Source organism: Bradyrhizobium agreste, assembly GCF_016031625.1.
Classification (GTDB): domain Bacteria; phylum Pseudomonadota; class Alphaproteobacteria; order Rhizobiales; family Xanthobacteraceae; genus Bradyrhizobium; species Bradyrhizobium agreste.
In genome coordinates this window covers 80,333-99,704 of the sequence record NZ_JACCHP010000018.1, presented here as the reverse complement: position 1 = coordinate 99,704, position 19,372 = coordinate 80,333, and the positions used below count along the sequence as shown (strand labels likewise).

Below are 19,372 nucleotides of genomic sequence, written 5' to 3'. Positions count from 1 at the left end.
GGAATCTCGAGATTCCGGGTTCACGCTTCGCGTGCCCCGGAATGACAGCGGTGCTCACCGCCAGTGCAACAGCCGCATCTCCAGCCAGCCGATCACCTTGCCCACTGCGAGCCCGAACACCGACAGGATCACGACGCCGGCGAGCAGCTGATCGGTCTGCATCAGGTTGCCGGCCTGCAGCACGAAAGCGCCGATGCCGTATTGGGCGCCGATCATCTCGGCGCTGACGACCAGCAGCAGCGCGACGGAGGCGGTGATGCGGAAGCCGGCGAGGATCGCCGGCAGCGCGCCCGGCCAGATCACCTTGCGCACGATGGTGGCGAACGGAACGTTGAAACTCTGCGCCATGCGGATCAGGTTGCGCGGCACGGCATCGACGCCGCTATAGACGGAGATGGCGGTCGAGAAGAACACCCCTAACGCAATGGTCGCGATCTTCGGCTCTTCGCCGATGCCGAGCCAGAGAATGAGCAGCGGCAGCAGCGCGATCTTCGGGATCGGAAACAGCGCCGAGATGAAGGTGATGCCGACGCTGCGCGCGAGCCGCGACAGGCCGATGGCGAAGCCGACGGCGACGCCGGCCGCCGTTCCCAGGAGCCAGCCGACGCAGATCCGCAGCAGCGAGGCCGAAACATGCTGCCACAGTGCGCCGGAGACCGCGAGCTGGTAGATCGCGCGGACAATTGCGGAAGGAGTCGGCAGAAACAGCGCATTGACGAGGCCGGCGCTGCCGGCGGCCTGCCAGATCGCGATGACGAGGCCGAGCCCGATCCAGCCGCCATACCTGCTCGACGCAGGCACGAAGCCGGCGCCACGAAAGTGGACGCGCCGCGTCGGCTCGTTCTTGGTGTTCTTGGCCGTCGTGTCCGCCACCGCGCGATCAAGCATGCTGGACCTCGCGCTCGGCATCGATCGCCTCGTTGCGGATCAGCGACCAGATCTGATTCTGCAGCGCCAGCAGCTTTTCGCGCGCCGCCGCGTCGCCGCGCGCAGCGCGCGCCATCGGCACGGTCACGACCTCGCGGATGCGGCCAGGCCGCCGCGACAGCACCACGATGCGGTCGGCGAGCCGCGCCGCCTCTTCGAGATTGTGGGTGACGTAGACCGCGCCCATGCCGCCATCGGCGAGCAGGCGGATGAAATCCTCCATCAAGAGCTCGCGCGTCTGCGAATCCAGCGCCGAGAGCGGCTCGTCCATCAAGAGAATTGCGGGCCTCACCGCAAGCGCGCGCGAAATGCCGACGCGCTGGCGCATGCCGCCGGAGAGCTGCTTTGGATAGGTCTGGCGAAAGTCGGTGAGGCCGGTGCGGCGCAAGGCATCCTCGACCAGCGCGCGGCGCTGCGCGGCCGAGAGCTGGGTGTGCAGCAGCGGGAATTCGACATTCTCCTCGACCGTCGCCCAGGGCAGCAGCGCAAAGTCCTGGAACACGAAGGTCAGCGGATTGAGACTGTCCGCAGGCGGCGCCCCGCGCAGCTCTGGCGCGCCGGAGCTCGGCTGCAAGAGGCCGCCGAGGATCTGCAGCAGCGTGCTCTTGCCGCAGCCGGAAGGCCCGACGATCGCCACCACCTCGCCGGCACCGACGGTAAACGAGACGTCGTCGAGCACGGCGAGATCGCCGAAGCGATGGGTGATGTGGCTGGCGATCAGGTCCATTCGATGAGCCTGCGGTCTTCACCCTCCCCTGGAGGGGGAGGGTCGGTTTGCATGCAGCGAAGCGAAATGCAAACCGGGGTGGGGTGACGGTCTATCCACGTGGATGCTGATACTTTGTGCCCTCCAACTGTCCGCGACCGGCTGGAGCAAACGACGGACGGACCGCCGCTGTGGCTCACCCCACCCCGCTCGCTCCGGACGATGCTGCGCATCGCCGGCGCGATCGACCCTCCCCCTCCAAGGGAGGGTGGCAGAGCGCCCGTCGCGAGAGACCGCACCATCAACATCAATCCGCCTTCACAAATTCCTTCGCAATGATCGCGTCCGCGTCAAAGCCCTTGTCGACAAAGCCCTGCTCCTGCAGCCATTTGATCTGGTTGTCGACGTTCTTCACATCCAGCTTGCCGTCGGGATCGATATAGGCGCAGTTGCCGACCACCTGCTCGACCGGCAGGTTGGTGTACTTGGCAATGATCTCCAGCAGCGGTTTTGTCTGTTCGTTGATCGGGGCGATGCCATCCTTCATCGAAGCCAGGATGACGTCGTGATATTCGCGGTCGGCTTTCGCGAGCACGCCGAGGAATTTCGTCACCAGCGCCTTGTTGGCCAGCGTCTTTGGCGATGCGAACACCGCGCCCAGCTGCCAGGGCGTCTCGTCGCCGACCCACCCTAGGAATTTCGCGCCGCCCTCGTCCATCAGCTTTCGCGCGGTCGAGATCGGCAGCAACGCGGCATCGACGGTCTCGCCCTTGAGCGCAGCGGCGGCATTCGACAGCGATTGCAGCGGCACGATCTTCACGTCCGCGAGCTTGAAGCCGTATTTGTCGGCGAGCAGGCCGAGCGAATAGTGGAAGCTCGATCCGACCTGCGTCATCGCCACGCGCTTGCCAGCGAGGTCCTTCGGCGTCTTCAGACCGCTCGCATAGGCGTTGTTGCTGGCGAAATAGCCGATCAGGGGATAGCCGGGCTTCTCGCGGCTCATGCCGCCGATCACCTTCAGCACCCCCTTGCCGCCGAGATTGTAGAGCCCGGCGGTGAAGGCGGTGACGCCGAAATCGACGTCGCCCGAGGTGGTGGCGACCGCAATCGGCTGCGCTGCATCGAAGAACTTCAGCTCGACCTCCAAGCCGGCCTCACGGAAATAGCCCTTGTCCAGCGCGATGAAGACCGGCGCCGATGAAGACAGGCGGAGCACACCGATCCTGGCTTTCAGCGCATCCTCGGCCCGTGCCGTAGCCATCGCCATGATCGCCATCAGGCCCGCTACCGCGAGCCGCGCAATCCCGATCATCCCGTTTCCTCCGCCGTTGTCTTGCAGTGCGCTACAGGCCTTCGGGCACCGTCTGGTCCCGTCCGATGAAGGCGCCCTGTTGTTTCAACGTTTCCTGCAACTTTTCAATGGGGATTTCGCGTGGAATCCGGTTTCCGGACAGCGCCAGCGCGGCGGCGGAACCGGCGGCCTCGCCCATCGCGAAGCAGGCACCGGAGACCCGCGCGGCCGACTGGCCCTCGTGCGTCATCGACGCACAGCGGCCGGCGACCAGGAGATTGTCGACGCCTTCAGGGACCAGCATCCGGTAAGGCAGCTCATTGTACCCGCGCGATTCCGGGATCGGCGGGAAGGTGAAGACGACGTCACCGGGCACATGGGCCTCGATCGGCCAGCCATTGACGCCGATGGAATCCGCGAACGAGGCACAGCCAAGCACGTCCTCACCGCTGAGCTGGTAGCCACCCCTGATGCGGCGGGTCTCGCGGATACCGAGCTGCGGCGGCAGGTCGACGATGTAGGACTTTTCGAAGCCCGGCACCGCGCTGCGCAGGAATTCGTACGCGGCGAGCGCCTGCTTGCGGCCCTCGATCTCGCCGCGGGTGAGATCGTCGGGCTCGATGCCGTTAATGGCATGGCCGTCCTCGCGCGCCACCTGGGTGAAGTTCACCCGCCATTCGATGCCGGATTTTTGCGGCCGCACGATCGCGCTTTTGCGCGGGAAGGCGTGGGTGCCGGCGGCGACAGCCTTTTCCATCAATTGCGGAATGGTGCGCCAGGCCTCGCCGGCCTTCACGGGATCGATGCCGTTGAGACGGAGCATCATCGAAGGGTAGAGCGGATGGCCATGCTCGTCGCCGATCTCGAACGGCGCGCCGGCCCAGACGGCGAGATCGCCGTCGCCGGAGCAGTCGATGAAGATCTCCGCGCGCACCGCCTGCCGGCCGGCCTTGGTCTCGACCAGCATCGCGTCGATGCGGCGGTTATCGCCCATCACCACGCCGGCGCCGAGCGCGTGGAACAGGATATTCACCTTGTGGCTGACGAGCAGCTCGTCGGCCGCGATCTTGTAGGCGGCGGTGTCATAGGCCTGGGCAAACACCTTGCCAAGGATGAGATGCGGCGCGTTGAGGCCGTTCAAGCGATCGATCCGCGCCAGCAGCTCCGAGGCCAGACCCTGCACCAGCCGCCGATGCTCGCCATGGACATTGCCGTGCAGGCCGCAGAAATTGGTGACGCCGGCCGCGGTCCCCATGCCGCCGAGAAAGCCGTAGCGCTCGATCAGCAGCGTCTTCCGCCCGGCGCGTGCCGCTGCGGCTGCCGCCACGATGCCGGCCGGACCGCCGCCCAGCACGACGACTTCATATTCGCCATAGAGCGGCACCTGGCGTGCCGGCTCCTCGATCGTCATAGCCCGCATGGCGCGTCCGCTCCCGGAATCTGCATCGAACTGGACCACGAATTAGCCGGCGGTCGTCATCCTCGCAAGATCGCGGTTGCTCGCCACCGGTGAACCTGAGACAAGTGCGGCCATGAATTCGATCACCGTCAGGTCCTGCTTCGCCGCCCTTATTGCCCTCGCGCTCTCGGCAGCTCCCGCCGCGGCCCTGGAGCAAAACTGCCGCTTCATCCAGGCCAAGCCCGGTCGCGAAGCCTGCTACAAGCGGCAGGAGGAAGAACTCGCGGTCAAGCGCAAGCCTGCACCTGCGACCGACGAGAGCAAGGCGCTCGAAACGCTGCGCCAGTTGCGCCAGGACGACGACGCCGTCTATCGCAGCATCAACAACATCTGCCGCGGCTGCTGAGCGGACCGCATTTCCTTGATTTGCGGAGACCGCAAAATGAAATTGGTGAAGGTGCTGGAAGCAATCGAGACCGTCTCTCGTGCTACGGGGAAGCCACAACAACGGCGTCTCGTAGTATTGCAGCGCGAAGACGGGCATTTCTCGTTCGCTGAAGAATACTCGTACAGATCGGAATGCGAAAGCGAAGTTATTACCGAAGGTTGGCAACAACTTCCTCCAGAAGGGATCTTTGAGACGGCCGAAATGGCAGAGGCTGAAGGCCGGTCCACCCTCCTGACGAGGCATAGGCAAAAGTAAGCGTCAGCCACCGCCCCACTTCGCCGCCCGCTTCTCGGCGAACGAGGCCAGCCCTTCCGCGGCCTCCGCGCTCTGGCGCTTGATCGCATGCAGCTGCACGAGCCGGGTGTAAGCGGCATCGTCCACGGCCATGCCGCCGAACGAGCTCTCCAATGCGAGCCGCTTGGTCTCGGCCATCGCTTCCGGTCCGTTGGCGAGCAGCTGCTCGACGACCTTGGCGCCTGCAGCCTCGACATCGGCGAGCGGCACCACCTCGTGAACGAGGCCGATGCGGCGGGCGTCCTCGGCGCCGAAGCGTTCGCCGGTGAGCGCGTAGCGGCGGACCTGACGGACGCCGATGGCATCGCAGAGCTGTGGGATGATGATTGCGGCGGTCAGCCCCCAGCGCACCTCGGTGATCGAGAACAGGGCGTTGTCGGCGGCAATCACGACATCGCAGGCCGCGATGACGCCAGTACCGCCCCCGAAGCAGCCGCCCTGCACCAGCGCGACAATGGGATCGGCAAAGTGTTGAGCCGCTGCACGGCTTCGAACGTCGCCCGCGAGGCCGCCTCGTTCGTCTCGCGCGATTGCGGCCGCACACTGTTGATCCATTTGAGGTCGGCGCCGGCCTGGAAGTGCTTGCCGTTGCCTCGGAGCACGACGACGCGCAAATTGGGCTTGCTGCCGAGGTCGTCCATCGCTGCGAGCACGCCTGAGATCAGCGCGCCGTCATAGGCATTGTTGACCTCCGGCCGGTTCAACGTGACGGTCGCCACCCCGCGTTCATCGAGGCTCCACAGGACGGGGCTGGTACTCATCGGCGGTCCTCCGGTTGTTTGCCGCGCACTATGGCCGAGGGCGCGTGCCCTGATCCATATCTTTCCGGCGTAGGGCGGCCGCGTCCATCGCATGGCGGCTTGTGTCATGCTGGCCGCGGGCGACACCACGGGATGGATACGGGATATCAACATGCGCATCTGCATTTTCGGCGCAGGCGCCGTCGGCAGCCACATTGCGGTACGGCTGGCGCGCGCCGGCCATGAGGTCAGTTGCGTGATGCGGGGGGCGCATCTGGAGGCGGCCCGCGCGGGTGGCCTCAAGCTGCGCGTCGGTGATTCCGAGGTCGGCGCCAAGGTCAATGCGTCAGGCGATCCCGCCCAGCTCGGCCCGCAGGACGTCGTGATCTCGACCTTGAAGGCGACCGCGCTTACCGGGCTGGTTTCCAGCATCAAGCCGCTGCTCCAGGACGACACTGCGATCGTGTTTGCGCAGAACGGCATTCCCTGGTGGTACGGCATCGGCCTGCCGCCGCGGCACCCGACCCCGCCGGACATTTCGTTCCTCGATCCCGGCGGGCGCCTGCGCGCCTGCATCCCGAAGGAGCGGATCATCGGCGGCGTGATCTTCTCCTCCAACGAGGTCATCGCGCCCGGCGTGGTGCAAAACCTGACGCCGGACCGCAACCGCCTCCTGATCGGCGAGTGCGACGACCGCAATTGCGAGCGCATCACCAGGCTGCGCGGTGTCTTCAATGACGCGCGGCTGGAATCACCGCCGGTCGCCGAGATCCGCGAGGCGATCTGGTCAAAGCTGCTGACCAACATGTCGCTGTCGGTGCTGTGCCTGCTCACCGGCCAGACCGCGCGCGGCGTGCGCGACGATCCCGCCTTTGCGGAGGTGATTCCGCGCATGCTGAACGAGGCCAACGAGATCGCCCAATACTTCATTCCCGAGGTCAAGCGTGCCACCCGCAGCGGCCCCGCCCCCAACCACAAGCCGTCGCTGCTGCAGGATTACGAGCTGGGCCGCGCCATGGAGATCGACGTGCTGGTGAAGGCGCCCCAGGCCTTCGCGCGGACCGCCGGCCTATCGACGCCGACGCTCGACCTGATCGCCGCGCTCGCGATCCAGAAGGCACGCGACAAGGGGCTTTATTCCGCGTGAGTCTCAGGCGAGCGCGTCGGTCCAGGTCGCGAGCGTGTCCAGCACCTCCGTGAGCGCCTCGTCATTGGTCCGGCCGGACTTCTTGAGCGCCGCAAAGGAATGGTCGCCGCCTGCGACCTCGTGCAGCGTCGCCTTAGGCCCGAGCTTCTCGACGACAGGCTTGAGGTAGCCTAGATCGGCAAGCTCGTCGCGCGTGCCCTGCAGGAACAGCATGGGGATGGCGATTGCAGCGAGGTGCTCGGCACGCTCGCTCGACGGCTTCTTGGCGGCATGGAGGGGAAAGCCGAGGAAGGCGAGCCCTTTGACATCAGGGAGCGGCGACTTCGACTGCGCCTGCGAGGTCATGCGCCCGCCGAATGATTTTCCGCCGGCGACGAGCTTGAGACCGGGGCAGAGCCGCGCCGCCTCCGCGACCGCCGCGCGAACGGCTGCGTGCGCGACCGTCGGCGAATCGGGCCGTCCCAGCCTCTTTTCCATGTAGGGGAAATTGAAGCGGAATGTCGCGATGCCGCGATGCGCGAGACCTTCAGCAACTTTCTCCATGAACGCATGCCGCATATCGGCGCCCGCACCGTGTGCCAGCACGTAGCAGGCGCGTGGCTTGGGCGGCTGCGTCAGGATCGCGGAGACCGTACCGATGCGCTCGATGTCGAGCTCAAGATCTGTCGTCTCGTACGTCATGGCGTCGTCGATCCTCGACTTGTCCCTACCGGCGCGCGCCGCTCACGGGCCAGAGATAGTTGAGGACCTGATCTAGCGTCATCATGATCTCGCGGCGGCCGCCGTCCGTTTTCACGGAGCCGAATTTATCTTCGAGCGCAAGCTTGGCAAAGCCGTGAACGGTCGACCAGGCTGCCGCAGCTGCGGTCTTCGCCTGCTTCGGCGTGCTGCCGACCAGTTCGGCGACGACGATCTCGAAGGCATGGCCCGCGGCCCTGCTCGCCTGCCTCAGGCGCGCATCGTCGGCGACCAGGCGCTTGTTCGCGAACATCATCTGAAAACGGCCGGGATGGCTCAGCGCAAACTCGACATAAGCAAGGCCCTGGGCGTGAAGCTTGTCGCGCGGGCCCTGCTTGCCGGAGGCCGCCTCCCGCAAGGCGTCGGCAAGCGCATCGTAGCCGCGGATCGCGACCTCGGTCAAAAGGCCCGGTGCGTTGCCGAAATGATGTGACGGGGCGGCCGGCGAAACACCGGCGCGGCGGGCGGCCTCGCGCAGCGTGAAGCCTTCGGCCCCCTGCTCGGCGAGAATGGCTTCGCTCGCAGCGATCAACGCCTCCTGCAATTCGCCATGGTGATAGCCGGGCGCCGGCTTCGGGCGCGTGGTGCTGCGTTTGGCGGGGGAGGCCTGCTTCTTCATGTAACTTGACACTGTTTAGATTGCGCCGTATCTATCTTAACACTGTTTAGATAGAGCGAGCTGGAGTTCGAAATGGCCGAAATGCAGGATAGCACCGTGGCGAGCCCGGTAAAGCGTCGTCATCTGGTCGGGGGAGCGGCTTTGGGCGTGCTTGCCGGCGCCGCCGGCGGCTTCGCCGGTGGCGTGGCCCTCGGCCAGGGCGCGACGCTGCCCCAGCAGAAGCCGAGCGGAAAACGCCGATTTGTCGACAAGGTCGTCATCGTGACGGGCGGCACCTCCGGGATCGGGCGGGCCGCGACGCTGATGTTCGCGGCCGAGGGCGGCCTCGTCGCATTCTGCGGGCGCAACGCCGAGCGAGGCAAGCAGGTGGAGACCGAGGTGCGCGAGGCCGGGGGCCAGGCGATCTTCGTTCGTGCCGACGTCCGCAATGAGGCGGAGGTCAAGGCTCTGGTCGACACGACCATCCAACGCTACGGCCGGCTCGACGTCGCCTTCAACAATGCCGGCATCTCGATCGAGCGGCCCCTGCACGAGTACAGCGCCGCCGAGTTCGACGACGTGATCGGCACGGATCTGCGCGGCGTGTTCCTGTCGATGAAGTATCAGATCCCGCACATGCTCGAGAAAGGCGGATCGATCGTCGTGACCTCGTCGTCGAACGCCATCGCCACGTCGGCCAGGCGTTCGGCCTATTCGGCGGCCAAGCGCGGGCTGGTCGGCCTGGTGCAAGCCGCGGCGCTCGACTACGCAAAGCATGGCATCCGCATCAACACGTTGGTCCCCGGCACCACGGATACCCCGATGATCCGCCGGCTCGCCGGTATGGAGGGGCTTCCCGACGCCGCCTGGCATGTCGGCATCGCGCAATGGGCCAAGTCCAACGTCCCGGGATTGCAGCGCGTGGCGACGCCCGAGGAGATCGCCGCCTTCGCGCTGGTGCTCGCCTCCGACGATCATCCCTACACGACCGGCGGCCAGTTCGTGATCGACGGCGGCAAGACCGCTCATGGGGGCTAGATCGGACGCAGCCTGAAAACACAATTCATGGCGATCCCGGTGGGCGTACGAAAGGGCACGGCTTGCGCCCGTGCCGGCCGTTGTGGCAGGCCTGACGCCGGCTGTCGCAAGGCGCGACACCACCGATCGAGGTTTCCATGCCCTACCGCTCCTCCTGGATGACCGAAGAGCTCGACGTCTTCCGCGACCAGTTCCGCAAATATCTCGCCAAGGACCTGGCGCCGCACGCCGAAAAATGGCGCGCGCAGAAAATGGTCGACCGCTTCGCCTGGCGCGGGCTCGGCGAGATGGGCGCGCTGCTCGCGAGCGTGCCGGAGGAATATGGCGGCCTGGGCGCCACTTTCGCCTACGACGCCGCCGTGCTCGATGATCTCGAGAGCACGGTGCCGGAGCTGACCACCGGCGTCTCCGTGCACAGCGCCATCGTCGCCCACTACATCCTCAATTACGGCTCGGAGGAGCAGAAGAAGCGCTGGCTGCCGAAGATGGCGTCCGGCGAGATGGTCGGCGCCATCGCCATGACCGAGCCCGGCACGGGTTCGGACCTGCAGGCCGTGAAGACCACCGCGAAGAAGCAGGGCAATTCCTACGTCATCAACGGCCAGAAGACCTTCATCACCAACGGCCAGGCCGCCGATCTCGTCATCGTGGTCGCGCGCACCGGCGAAGCCGGCGCGAAAGGCATTTCGCTGATCGTGGTCGAGACCGCTGGCGCGGACGGTTACAAGCGCGGGCGCAACCTGGACAAGATCGGCCTGCACGCCTCCGACACCTCGGAGCTGTTCTTCGACAACGTGACGGTGCCGCCGGAAAACCTGCTCGGCAACGAGGAGGGCCAGGGCTTCGTCCAGCTGATGCAGCAATTGCCGCAGGAGCGGCTTGCGCTCGCGGTCGGCGCCGTCGCCTCGATGGAGCGCGCGGTCAAGCTCACCACCGACTACACCAAGGAGCGGAAGGCGTTCGGCAAGCCGCTGATGGATTTCCAGAACACCGCCTTCACGCTGGCCGAGCGCAAGACCGAGGCGATGATCGCGCGCGTCTTCGTCGACTGGTGCATCGAGCGCCTGATCGCAAAGGACCTCGACACCGTCACGGCCTCGATGGCGAAATATTGGTGCTCGGAGAAGCAGGTCGAGACCGCCGATGAATGCCTGCAGCTGTTCGGCGGCTACGGCTACATGCAGGAATACCCGATCTCGCGCATCTTCATCGATTCCCGCATCCAGAAGATCTATGGCGGCACCAACGAGATCATGAAGCTCTTGATCGCGAGATCCTTGTAGATCAGGTCGCTGTAGATCACCGCGTGCGCCAGTCGCGCGGCCGGCAGCCGAAGCGCTGCTTGAAGCGGCGGGTGAAGTGGGAGAGGTCTGAGAAGCCCCAATCGAACGCGATGGCGCCGATCGCGCGCTCCGCCATCGCGGGATTCCTGAGATCCCTGGCCGCGCCGTCGAGACGATGGTCGATGACGTAGTCGGTGAAGCTGGAGCCCGACCGCGCCAGCACCTTGTGCACGTAGCGCTCGCTGATGCCGACGGCGGCCGCGATGTCCGCGACCGTAAGACCCGGCTGGCGGAGCCGCCGGTGAATGGCACGCTTCACCGCCAGCGTCGTTGCATCGGCGAGACTCTCGGCTTCAGCGGCATGCAGGCGGCTGCCTCGCGACAGGCTCACCGCAGCCAATTCAATCAACGCCCGGAACAGCCGAACACCTTCGTCTTCGCTCATCTGCAGCGCGCCGTCGCTGAGCGTGCGCGCGGTCTCGACGATGAGGTGGCCGACGACGGGATCGTCTGAGAGGCGTGCCGCAACGACGTCGAACGAAGCCGGCAGCCGTTCACGCAAGGCCTCTGCCGGCACCCAGAACGAGGCGACGCGCAACTGCGGACCACGATCGTGCAGGAGCGCGAACTGGCGGTCGCTGTCGAAGATGCCGACCTGTCCGGGCGACAGGCTGATCTCGCGACCGTCCTGCTGGATGCGGCAGCGGCCGGCGAGCTTCAGGTTGAGGTAGAAGCAGCTTCGATCGGATGCCGCAATATCGGCCGCGGAACGGCGCACCACGTGCTCAGGGAAGCTGACGCGGTTGATCGCGGCATCGCCGAGACGGACGTGCTCGATGCTGGCGGGAAAGCCGGCGGCCGCCGCCGGCTCCGGCGTCAGATTCATGAAAGCCTGGCAGATCGCCTCGCGATAATAGGCGAATTGCTCGCAAGGCCGCACGCCCACCGTATTCCAGGCCGAGTGACGTGACTGGATGGGGCGCTCGATCTGCTGCATCGGTTCACTCCGAGACCAATACGGTTCACTTCCAGCCAAGCGGCAACTCGGTCGCCGGTCCACACTTGCCGTGCGGCGACGCTGAGCCGATCTAACCACACCCTCGGGAGGAGCCACAACATGTCGACCTACGTTCTCGTCCATGGCGCCTGGCACACAGGTGCCGAGCTCGAGCCGGTCGCCGCGCCGATCCGCGCAGCCGGCCATCAGGTCCATACCCCCACCATCAAGGGCAATCGTCCGGGCGATGCCAAGACGACCGGCCTGAAGGAAGCGATCCAGTCGATCGCCGACTACCTTGCCGAGAACAATCTGAAGGACGTCGTCCTGCTCGGCCATTCCTATGGCGGCATGGTCATCACGGGCGTCGCCGACCTCGTGCCAGAGCGCATCCGCCGCCTGGTCTATTGGAATGCTTTCGTGCCCAATAACGGCGAATGCCTCAACGACATGGTGCCGCCGCACTATGTCGGGCTGTTCGACGCCATCGCGGCCGAGCGCGGCGACGGCTCGGTGGTGCTGCCGTTCCCGATCTGGCGCGAGGCCTTCATCAACGATGCCGACCTGGAGACGGCGCAGCGCGCTTATGACGTGCTCAACCCGCATCCGCTGGCGACCTTCAGCGACAGGATCGCACTCAAGAGCAATCCGGCCGAGATGCCGTTGGCCAAATCCTACATCAACTGCACCGAGGATACCGCACTGCCGCACAGCCATGGCTGGCATCCGCGCCTGTCGGAGAAGCTCGGCCTGTTTCGCCTGGTGCAGGTGCCGGGAAGCCACGAGCTGTGCTTCTCCGATCCGACGCGGCTCGCCAAGGCGATCATGGAGGCAGGACGCGACTGACCGGCGCGTCCCGCAATGGCGCGCTCACGTCTCGTGGGCGCGCGTCAATTCGGGTGCCACCAGCGGCCGCCGATGACGACACCTTCGGACACGATCTTGCGATTCCCCGTCAGGTGCTCGCCGACGACGTCCTCGTAGTCGAACTGGCCTTGCCTCACCGAAATCAGCGTGGCGTCGCCGACGCTGCCGGGCTTGAGGCTGCCGAGCTCGGGACGTCGCAGCGCCATCGCCGCATTCACGGTCGAGGCCGCGATCACATCCGGCAGCTCCATGCCCATGCACAGGAACTTCGACATGGTCGTGACCTGGTCATAGGCCGGGCCGTCGATGCAGAGCTGATGGATGTCGGAGGAGATGGTGTCGGGATAGAAGCCGTTGGCGAGCATGGCGCGCGCGGTCTTGAACGCGAACGAACCCTTGCCGTGGCCGATGTCGAACAGCACGCCGCGCTCGCGCGCCTCCAGCACTTCCTTCTTCACCGTGCCTTGCGCCGTCGCCGGCGTGTTCGGGAAGGGGCGGAACGCGTGGGTCAGCACGTCGCCGGGACGCAGCCGCGCCAGCACGTCCTCATAGCTCGGCGGCGGATGGTCGATATGCGCCATCAGCGGCATGCCGACCTCGTTCGCGACCTCGAGCGCGATGTCGAGCGGCACCGCGCCCGAGGTACCCGAGGAATGCAGGCCGACGCGCACCTTGATGCCGACAACGAGATCGCGGTTGGCATCGGCCACCTCGGCCGCCTCGACCGGATTCATCAATCGCAGCTCCTCGCTCTCGCCGACCATGATCCGGTGCGAGAAGCCGAAGATGCCGGCGTGCGAGACGTGCAAATAGGCGAGGATGCGGACCTGGCTCGGCTCGATCACATGCTTGCGGAATCCGGCGAAATTGCCGGGTCCGGCGCTGCCGGTATCGACGGCGGTGGTGACGCCGGAGAGGCGGCAGAACTCCTCGGCATCGATGCCGAGCGAGGTGCCGCCCCAATAGACATGGGTGTGCAGATCGATCAGCCCGGGCGTCACGATGAACTGCGAGACGTCGCGCACCTTCGTGCCTGGATCCGCCTTGAGGGCGCTGCCGATCGCGGCGACCTTGCCGCCGGCAAAGGCGACATCGGTCACGGCATCGAGCTTCTGGGACGGGTCGATCACCCGCCCCCCGCGCAGGATCAGGTCGAAAGGCATCATGGTCTCCGGGATGTGGCTGGGTGTGGCAGGGTTACAGGCAGGAGACCCGGGCAGGTCCCTGCAATTGTCCCTGTTAGCAATTTTCGCGCCCGCTGAGCAAACCGGCGCGCATGCCGGTTACGCTTCCAGCGCTTGCAAGCCTGCCGCCGCTTGGCACGTCAATCCGGGGCATCAGGTGTCCACGGCAGCTCGACCTGCTGCCATTCCTCGAAGTCCTTCCGGACGTCCGCGGCGGCGACCTTTGCGGCGCTGTGAAGCCAGTCGTCCTTGCGCCCATCGAGATCGTGCTCGATCCTGGACCTGGCGTCGCGCGTTCCCGCATGGATCGCGCCGAGATCGAATCCCTTGGCCCAGAGCAGATCGAGTCTCAGCCGCGGATGGCTGCGATTGCTGAGCTCGAGCTTGCGCTGATCGGGAGCAATGCGGCGAATGATGTAGCCGCCGTTCACCTTGAGATGCGGATCGGGCGCCCGAAACTCGCCTTGCGCAATGTCCAGAAAGCGCGGCTTGCCGTTCCTGCCGTGCGCCCAATCCCAGGCGGAGGGCACCAGCGCCTTGGCTTCCCTCACGATCTTGCCGCCACCCCAGCTGGCGACAGCAATGTAGCGCGGCCGGCCAAGGCTGCCGCCACCCTTCCTGCGCGAAGCGAAGCGTTCCATCTCGGCATGGTCGGGCAGGTTCTTCGTGAGCGCGGAAGCAACTTGCGAGGGCGGCTCGGCATCCGGATAGTCCTTCAGCTCGCGCCAGAAGTCGCGCCGTTCCTCGTCGGAGCAGGCCACGAAAGGCCGCATCCAGCTCTCCTCCTCGTCCAGCAGCAACGGGCGCGGGTTCGCGAGCCCTTCCCGATAGCCCTCGAGAATGGTGGCCGCGGCCATACCGTTGCCGGCCCGCGCCTTCGGTGCGAGCCGCGCGCTGGTTGCAAGGCGGACGAGATCGAACGGATAGGGAATGATTGCGGCTTCGTCGAAATCGTTGATGCCCCAGACCAGACGGCCTTCGGCATCTCGCCAGGTCCCGTAGTTTTCGATGTGGGTGTCGCCGACCGACAGCACGGCGGGCGCATCCTTCAGCTTGGGACAGAGCTTCTCGATGCGCCGCGCCCAGCGAAAGAACGTTGCGCGCAGGAACGTGAACGCATCCTCCTGCATCCGCTCGTGCTTGTGGGCGAGGTCCGCCTCGACAACGTCGCACTGCTTGCGCAGCCAGCGCTCGAAGGCCGCATTGTCGCGCTGAAAAGTCATCCGCTGCAAACCACGAATATTGGGCGCGCCGGCGCTGATCCCAAGCTCGCCATCTATCAATCTTCGGCTGTATCGGCAATCAACTGATGCTCTGACGCGAATGCTACAATCAAACAGGCAGCGGCGCAATTGTCGGCATACGGCCGACATCACCGCGCAGCCCACGGCAGAGCGATAGACGAGGCGAAGCCGGACCAAGGAAAATGGCGATCCCGGGAAGACTCGAACTTCCGACCTACGGTTTAGGAAACCGCCGCTCTATCCGGCTGAGCTACGGGACCGCGGAACCCGTGGGTACGGGTTCGATCCCGTCATAGCAGAGCAAAATGCGGTTCGCCAGCCGTCAGGCGGGCCAGACCATCGTCAACTTGAACGGGGCGGCTATACAATCGCGTCCGAGGCCCCTCTCTGCGGAGCAGCCCACATGATCGAAAGCATCAGCGCCATCACGCTCGGCACGCATGACATGGCGCGCGCCGTGCACTTCTACCGCTCGCTCGGATTCGAGCTTCTCTATGGCGGCGAAGCCGCAGCATTCACGAGCTTTCGCGCCGGCAGCGGCTATCTCAACCTGACGGCGCAGCCGGACGACAAGCGCTGGTCCTGGTGGGGCCGGGTCATCTTCTACGTGGCCAACGTCGACGAGACCTACGCGCAGGCGCGCGCAGCCGGGTGGCAGCCGTCGACCACACCGCGCGATGCCGAATGGGGTGAGCGCTACTTCCATCTCACCGACCCCGACGGCCATGAGCTCAGTTTCGCACGGGCGTTATCCTGACCGAATAAGTCGCATCTGCTGACGTTCCAACGCGCAAGTAGCGTTGTCTCAGCCACCGTGGCAAGCTCGGCGCGGTTTCCTCAAGTTCTAACCAGGGAGGACGACCATGGTAACCTATGTTGTGCTGGGGAACTTCACGGATCAGGGAGTCCGCAACGTCAAGGACTCGCCGAAGCGGGCCGACGCCTTCAAGGAGATGGCCAAGACGTTCGGCGTGACCGTGAAAGAGATCGTCTGGACGCAGGGACGATATGACGTTGTGACCGTTCTCGAGGCTCCAGATGAGGCTGCCGCGATGTCGCTCAGCCTTAGTCTCAGCGCACTCGGCAATGTCCGCACCGAAACGCTGCGCGCGTTTTCGGCAGCGGATATGACAAAGATCGTTGGCAAGATGCTCTGACGCTCAGGCCCACGCGAGCGCACCGGACCTGCCACCGGACCCGGGATGGCAATCCCGGGCAGAGGGTTCTTACGCCCTGATGTTGTTGTCCTTCACGACCTTGCCCCAATAGGCGACTTGCTTGTCGAAGAAGGTCTTGAAGGTGGCGCCGTCCTGGAGCAGCAGCGTCATGTGCTGGGTGTCCTTGAGCTGGGCGGCGGTCGCGGGCTCGCTCAGGATCTCCTTGGATGCCGTCGCCATAGCGGAGACAACGTCGGCAGGTGTGCCTGCGGGGGCGAAGATGCCCCACCAGGCCAGCGTCTCGAAGTCGGGGAAGCCGGCCTCGATCGCGGTGGGCGTGTCCGGCAGGGCCGGCAGCCGCTCGCGGCCGAGCTGCAGGATCGGGCGCAGCATGTTGGTGCCGAGCTGGGCGGCGACCAGCGCCGCCGATCCCGCGATGAGATCGACATGGCCGCCGAGCACGTCGTTCATGGCCGGCCCGCCGCCGCGATAGGGCACGTGCATGATCTCGACGCCGGCCTTGCTGGCGAGCACGGTCATGGCGAGATGGCCGAGCGTGCCGATCCCGACCGAGGCGTACTTGACCGCACCCGGCGTCGCCTTGCAGGCGGCGATCACATCGGCAAAGCTCTTGTAGGGGCGGCCGGCGCCGGCCGCGATCACGTAAGGCGCGGTGCCGATCAGCAGCACCGGCATCAGCTCGCGTTCGACATCGACCGGCGGCTTGTCGAGGATCGACGGGATCACCGCATGGGAATCGAACGTCACCAGGAAGGTCGAGCCGTCGGCCGGACTCTTGGCGACCTGCGCCGCGCCGAGCGCACCGGCCGCGCCCGATTTGTTCTCGACCACCACGATGCGACCAAGCTTGGTCTGCAGATTCGTCTGCAGCAGCCGCGCCATGGCGTCGGTCGATCCGCCCGGCGGGAACGGCACCACCAGCGTGATTTTGCCGGCCTGCGCCATCGCCGGCGTCAATGCGAGAATGGCCGGCGCGGCCAGCAGCGCCCGTCGTGTGATCGTCATGGTCCCCTCCCTTGTTGTTGCGCCCGGCTTCTTGCTCTTGGCGCCTCCTACGTCGTCCCGAAACCGGACCCCGCTTTCTTGTACTCTGGCCGAGGCGGACTGAAGATGTCCAGCACGCGGGCGCCGTCGGGACCGGCGCGCATGGTGTGCGGCACATTCCCTGGCGTGCGCCAGAAATCGCCCTTCTTGACCGGGATTTCCTCGTCGCCCTGGACGCGGATGGCGGAGCCGTCGAGCAGCACGCCCCATTGCTCCTCGGGGTGATGATGCAGCGTGCCTCGCGCATGCGGGGCCAGCGTCACCACCGACAGCATCGCCTGCTCGCCGGAGAAGATGCGCGTGGTCACGCCGGCGGTGAGCTCGCGGAAGAGGCCGTCATCGGGATTGTCGATGTTGTGGAATTCGTCCTTCTGGCTCACGTCGCTTTTTCCTTCTACGTTATCTTGCTGCAGACTGACGCACGGCGGCCAAGAGGCGGTCTTTGAACTCGCCTCTCAAGGTCACAAACAGGCTCGACCATTTCCGGCTCCTGAACTCGCAGCCGCCTCGTGGACAATAATCCTTATCGTGATAGTCCCCGAAAACGACGCCAAGCATGGTCATTCGACGGCCCCACTGACGAAAGAGGGCGCTCCCTGACGCCCCGAACTCGAACTCGCAGTTGGTTTCAAATGTCTGCCAATCCCTTACGTCACGGATTTGGCACTCCTGGATCGTCTTGTTGAACGGCCCGTCCTTGTCCGTCTTTCCCGTGGCCTCGATATCATAACCGACAACCGCCAGAACACGCTCCAGCTCCACCAGAGTTTCAGACTGCTCGTAGATTTCGTACGGCGTCACGTCTGCGGGAAACCTGAGTTTTGCCACGGCCCAATCGACGCTGCCCTGTCTCGGTGCAGCATCATCGCAGGTCCCCATCCATAGGGCCGCCGACAAGGGAATGATCCGCTTCTCTGCTCCCAAATAGTACTCGAATATGCACTTATCGGGCGACGTATGCGGTTTGCAAGCATCCCGAAACGCGTGAGCCACCGTAGTGATCACATCGCGCGCTCCGGTGACTTGAGCGCTACTGGCTCCGCCGGGGCATCGCAAGACTCCACTTGCCGCGAAGCGCTTTCCCACCTCGCCTTGCGACAGCCCGTTTGCCTTTGCGTAAGTCTCTTCCGTCATCCGCCGTTCTGCACCGGCCAAAGCGACGGTCACTGTCGCCGACTTGGGAGGATCGCTGGTGACCTCGCGCATCTCCCACGATCTGACGTCGTTGTTTCCAGAGACCCACAGAAGCAGGAAACTAGGCAGGACGATCGCGTAATTCCTCAACATCTAAAGCAACCTCAGCAGCAAAGGCATGAGAGAACTTTGGTCGAAACAAAGATCGCAAAATTATATCCGAAAATAGCAATGGCCGATTCGACTCGCGATCAGCTCAGCCACTGCCTTGACTTCCGGCCGCCAGATCAGGCCTTGCCATAGGCACCCTGGTAACGGCCCTCGCGGATCGCCTTCAGCGTCTCCTCCTCGCGCGCGACCTGGACGCGCACGGCTTCCAGCAGGGCGGCCGCACCAGCAGCGGGAAACGACACCACGCCGTCCTCGTCGCCGACGACGATATCGCCGGGCGCAATCACGCAGCCACCGATCGTCACCGGCACGTTGATCTCGCCGGGGCCGTTCTTGTACGGACCGCGATGGATCACCGCGCGGGCGTAGCAGGGGAAGTCGTCGGCCGCGAACGCCGCGACATCGCGGATCGCGCCGTCGATGACGTAGCCTTCCGCTTTGCGCCATTGCGCGATGTTCTTCATGATCTCGCCGATCATCGCGCGCGTCTCGTCGCCGCCGCCGTCGACCACGATGACGTCGCCGGGCCCGACGAGGTCGAGCGCGCGGTGGATGGCGAGATTGTCGCCGGGCCGGGTGCGCACGGTGAAGGCCGTCCCCACCAGCTTGCCGCCACGGTGATAGGGCCTCAGCCCGACCGCGCCGGGCAGCCGGGCGAGATTGTCCGAGATCACCGAGGTCGGCGCGTCCCTGAAGCCTTCGATGACGCTTGCCGGCGGCTTCGGCACGCTGCTCGCTGCGATCGTGATCGTCATGTCAGTCCTTCCGTGTTTGTCTCAATCAGCATGTGGCCGCGCCTGCGGAGGCCAGATCCGGAAAGCGTTTTCACTTCGTCTTCTTGGCGTCGCCGCAGGGACTGAGGCGCTCGCGGCACGAGTGTAACAGCCCGTCTGCCGGGCGCTGTGACTCCCGCGCCACGTCAAGCACAAAATGTCAGCATCGCA

General features: G+C 65.3%; 21 protein-coding genes, 1 tRNA gene and 1 pseudogene. 8 read left to right on the top strand and 15 right to left on the bottom strand.

Annotated features, from left to right (window positions below; translation table 11 throughout):
* Positions 1-54: 54 nt before the first annotated feature.
* The 4 genes from HZZ13_RS25205 to HZZ13_RS25190 all read right to left on the bottom strand — a co-directional run bounded on the left by HZZ13_RS25205 (position 55) and on the right by HZZ13_RS25190 (position 4,344).
* Complete coding sequence (locus tag HZZ13_RS25205; protein ID WP_197962194.1) at positions 55-888, bottom strand: ABC transporter permease; 834 nt, start codon at positions 886-888, stop codon at positions 55-57.
* On the bottom strand, positions 881-1,654 hold the full coding sequence (locus HZZ13_RS25200) for an ABC transporter ATP-binding protein (RefSeq protein ID WP_197962193.1): 774 nt from the start codon (positions 1,652-1,654) through the stop codon (positions 881-883). Before HZZ13_RS25200 ends, HZZ13_RS25205 begins: the two co-directional genes overlap by 8 nt.
* A gap of 286 nt (positions 1,655-1,940) precedes the next feature.
* Complete coding sequence (locus tag HZZ13_RS25195) at positions 1,941-2,945, bottom strand: ABC transporter substrate-binding protein (RefSeq protein WP_197962192.1); 1,005 nt, start codon at positions 2,943-2,945, stop codon at positions 1,941-1,943.
* Between the two features lie 31 nt (positions 2,946-2,976).
* A complete protein-coding gene (locus tag HZZ13_RS25190) occupies positions 2,977-4,344 on the bottom strand; it encodes an FAD-dependent oxidoreductase (protein ID WP_197962191.1) in 1,368 nt (455 codons plus the stop codon).
* Between the two features lie 112 nt (positions 4,345-4,456).
* On the opposite strand from HZZ13_RS25190, the gene HZZ13_RS25185 reads away from it, so the two are divergent.
* Together HZZ13_RS25185 and HZZ13_RS25180 are read left to right on the top strand one after the other, a co-directional pair.
* Positions 4,457-4,729 carry a hypothetical protein gene (locus HZZ13_RS25185; protein WP_197962190.1) on the top strand — a complete coding sequence of 91 codons (273 nt, stop codon included), beginning with the start codon at positions 4,457-4,459 and terminating at the stop codon, positions 4,727-4,729.
* 36 nt (positions 4,730-4,765) lie between these two features.
* Positions 4,766-5,026 (top strand): hypothetical protein, encoded by a 261-nt coding sequence (locus HZZ13_RS25180; protein WP_197962189.1) that lies wholly within the window; start codon positions 4,766-4,768, stop codon positions 5,024-5,026.
* A 3-nt stretch (positions 5,027-5,029) separates the two neighbouring features.
* On the opposite strand, the pseudogene HZZ13_RS25175 reads toward HZZ13_RS25180, so the two are convergent.
* Positions 5,030-5,826, bottom strand: a pseudogene (locus HZZ13_RS25175) (enoyl-CoA hydratase-related protein).
* 151 nt (positions 5,827-5,977) lie between these two features.
* Here HZZ13_RS25175 and HZZ13_RS25170 point away from each other — a divergent pair.
* Entirely contained in the window at positions 5,978-6,952 is a 975-nt protein-coding gene (locus HZZ13_RS25170) for a ketopantoate reductase family protein (protein ID WP_197962188.1), read from the top strand.
* A gap of 3 nt (positions 6,953-6,955) precedes the next feature.
* Here the strand turns inward: HZZ13_RS25170 and HZZ13_RS25165 are convergent, their stop codons facing one another.
* On the bottom strand, positions 6,956-7,633 hold the full coding sequence (locus HZZ13_RS25165; RefSeq protein ID WP_197962187.1) for an alpha/beta hydrolase family protein: 678 nt from the start codon (positions 7,631-7,633) through the stop codon (positions 6,956-6,958).
* A 25-nt stretch (positions 7,634-7,658) separates the two neighbouring features.
* On the bottom strand, positions 7,659-8,309 hold the full coding sequence (locus HZZ13_RS25160; RefSeq protein WP_197962186.1) for a TetR/AcrR family transcriptional regulator: 651 nt from the start codon (positions 8,307-8,309) through the stop codon (positions 7,659-7,661).
* Positions 8,310-8,381: 72 nt separating this feature from the next.
* Between HZZ13_RS25160 and HZZ13_RS25155 the strand changes: the two genes are divergently transcribed.
* Positions 8,382-9,326 (top strand): SDR family NAD(P)-dependent oxidoreductase, encoded by a 945-nt coding sequence (locus HZZ13_RS25155; RefSeq protein ID WP_246504553.1) that lies wholly within the window; start codon positions 8,382-8,384, stop codon positions 9,324-9,326.
* A gap of 137 nt (positions 9,327-9,463) precedes the next feature.
* A complete protein-coding gene (locus HZZ13_RS25150) occupies positions 9,464-10,609 on the top strand; it encodes an acyl-CoA dehydrogenase family protein (protein ID WP_197962185.1) in 1,146 nt (381 codons plus the stop codon).
* A gap of 16 nt (positions 10,610-10,625) precedes the next feature.
* Here the strand turns inward: HZZ13_RS25150 and HZZ13_RS25145 are convergent, their stop codons facing one another.
* Positions 10,626-11,606, bottom strand: a complete 981-nt coding sequence (locus tag HZZ13_RS25145; protein WP_197962184.1) for a helix-turn-helix domain-containing protein — start codon at positions 11,604-11,606, stop codon at positions 10,626-10,628.
* A gap of 120 nt (positions 11,607-11,726) precedes the next feature.
* On the opposite strand from HZZ13_RS25145, the gene HZZ13_RS25140 reads away from it, so the two are divergent.
* Positions 11,727-12,452, top strand: coding sequence for an alpha/beta fold hydrolase (locus HZZ13_RS25140; protein WP_197962183.1), 726 nt, complete (start codon positions 11,727-11,729; stop codon positions 12,450-12,452).
* A 44-nt stretch (positions 12,453-12,496) separates the two neighbouring features.
* Here HZZ13_RS25140 and HZZ13_RS25135 read toward each other — a convergent pair whose 3' ends face one another.
* The 3 genes from HZZ13_RS25135 to HZZ13_RS25125 all read right to left on the bottom strand — a co-directional run bounded on the left by HZZ13_RS25135 (position 12,497) and on the right by HZZ13_RS25125 (position 15,161).
* Entirely contained in the window at positions 12,497-13,636 is a 1,140-nt protein-coding gene (locus tag HZZ13_RS25135; RefSeq protein ID WP_197962218.1) for an amidohydrolase/deacetylase family metallohydrolase, read from the bottom strand.
* Between the two features lie 161 nt (positions 13,637-13,797).
* Positions 13,798-14,880, bottom strand: coding sequence for a DUF2252 family protein (locus HZZ13_RS25130; protein WP_197962182.1), 1,083 nt, complete (start codon positions 14,878-14,880; stop codon positions 13,798-13,800).
* A 204-nt stretch (positions 14,881-15,084) separates the two neighbouring features.
* Positions 15,085-15,161: transfer RNA gene (locus tag HZZ13_RS25125), tRNA-Arg, on the bottom strand.
* Between the two features lie 143 nt (positions 15,162-15,304).
* Between HZZ13_RS25125 and HZZ13_RS25120 the strand changes: the two genes are divergently transcribed.
* Both HZZ13_RS25120 and HZZ13_RS25115 read left to right on the top strand, forming a co-directional pair.
* Positions 15,305-15,658 carry a VOC family protein gene (locus HZZ13_RS25120; RefSeq protein ID WP_197962181.1) on the top strand — a complete coding sequence of 118 codons (354 nt, stop codon included), beginning with the start codon at positions 15,305-15,307 and terminating at the stop codon, positions 15,656-15,658.
* Positions 15,659-15,764: 106 nt separating this feature from the next.
* Positions 15,765-16,058: a GYD domain-containing protein gene (locus tag HZZ13_RS25115; RefSeq protein WP_011082959.1), complete on the top strand. Its 294-nt coding sequence runs from the start codon at positions 15,765-15,767 to the stop codon at positions 16,056-16,058.
* 69 nt (positions 16,059-16,127) lie between these two features.
* Here HZZ13_RS25115 and HZZ13_RS25110 read toward each other — a convergent pair whose 3' ends face one another.
* From HZZ13_RS25110 to HZZ13_RS25095, 4 genes are all read right to left on the bottom strand, one after another.
* Entirely contained in the window at positions 16,128-17,084 is a 957-nt protein-coding gene (locus HZZ13_RS25110; protein WP_197962180.1) for a tripartite tricarboxylate transporter substrate-binding protein, read from the bottom strand.
* Between the two features lie 47 nt (positions 17,085-17,131).
* Entirely contained in the window at positions 17,132-17,503 is a 372-nt protein-coding gene (locus HZZ13_RS25105; protein ID WP_197962179.1) for a dimethylsulfonioproprionate lyase family protein, read from the bottom strand.
* 19 nt (positions 17,504-17,522) lie between these two features.
* The gene (locus HZZ13_RS25100) at positions 17,523-18,329 is read right to left on the bottom strand and encodes a hypothetical protein (RefSeq protein ID WP_197962178.1); all 807 of its coding nucleotides are present in this window, start codon (positions 18,327-18,329) and stop codon (positions 17,523-17,525) included.
* A gap of 215 nt (positions 18,330-18,544) precedes the next feature.
* Positions 18,545-19,183 carry an RraA family protein gene (locus tag HZZ13_RS25095; RefSeq protein ID WP_197962177.1) on the bottom strand — a complete coding sequence of 213 codons (639 nt, stop codon included), beginning with the start codon at positions 19,181-19,183 and terminating at the stop codon, positions 18,545-18,547.
* Between the last annotated feature and the right edge of the window lie 189 nt (positions 19,184-19,372).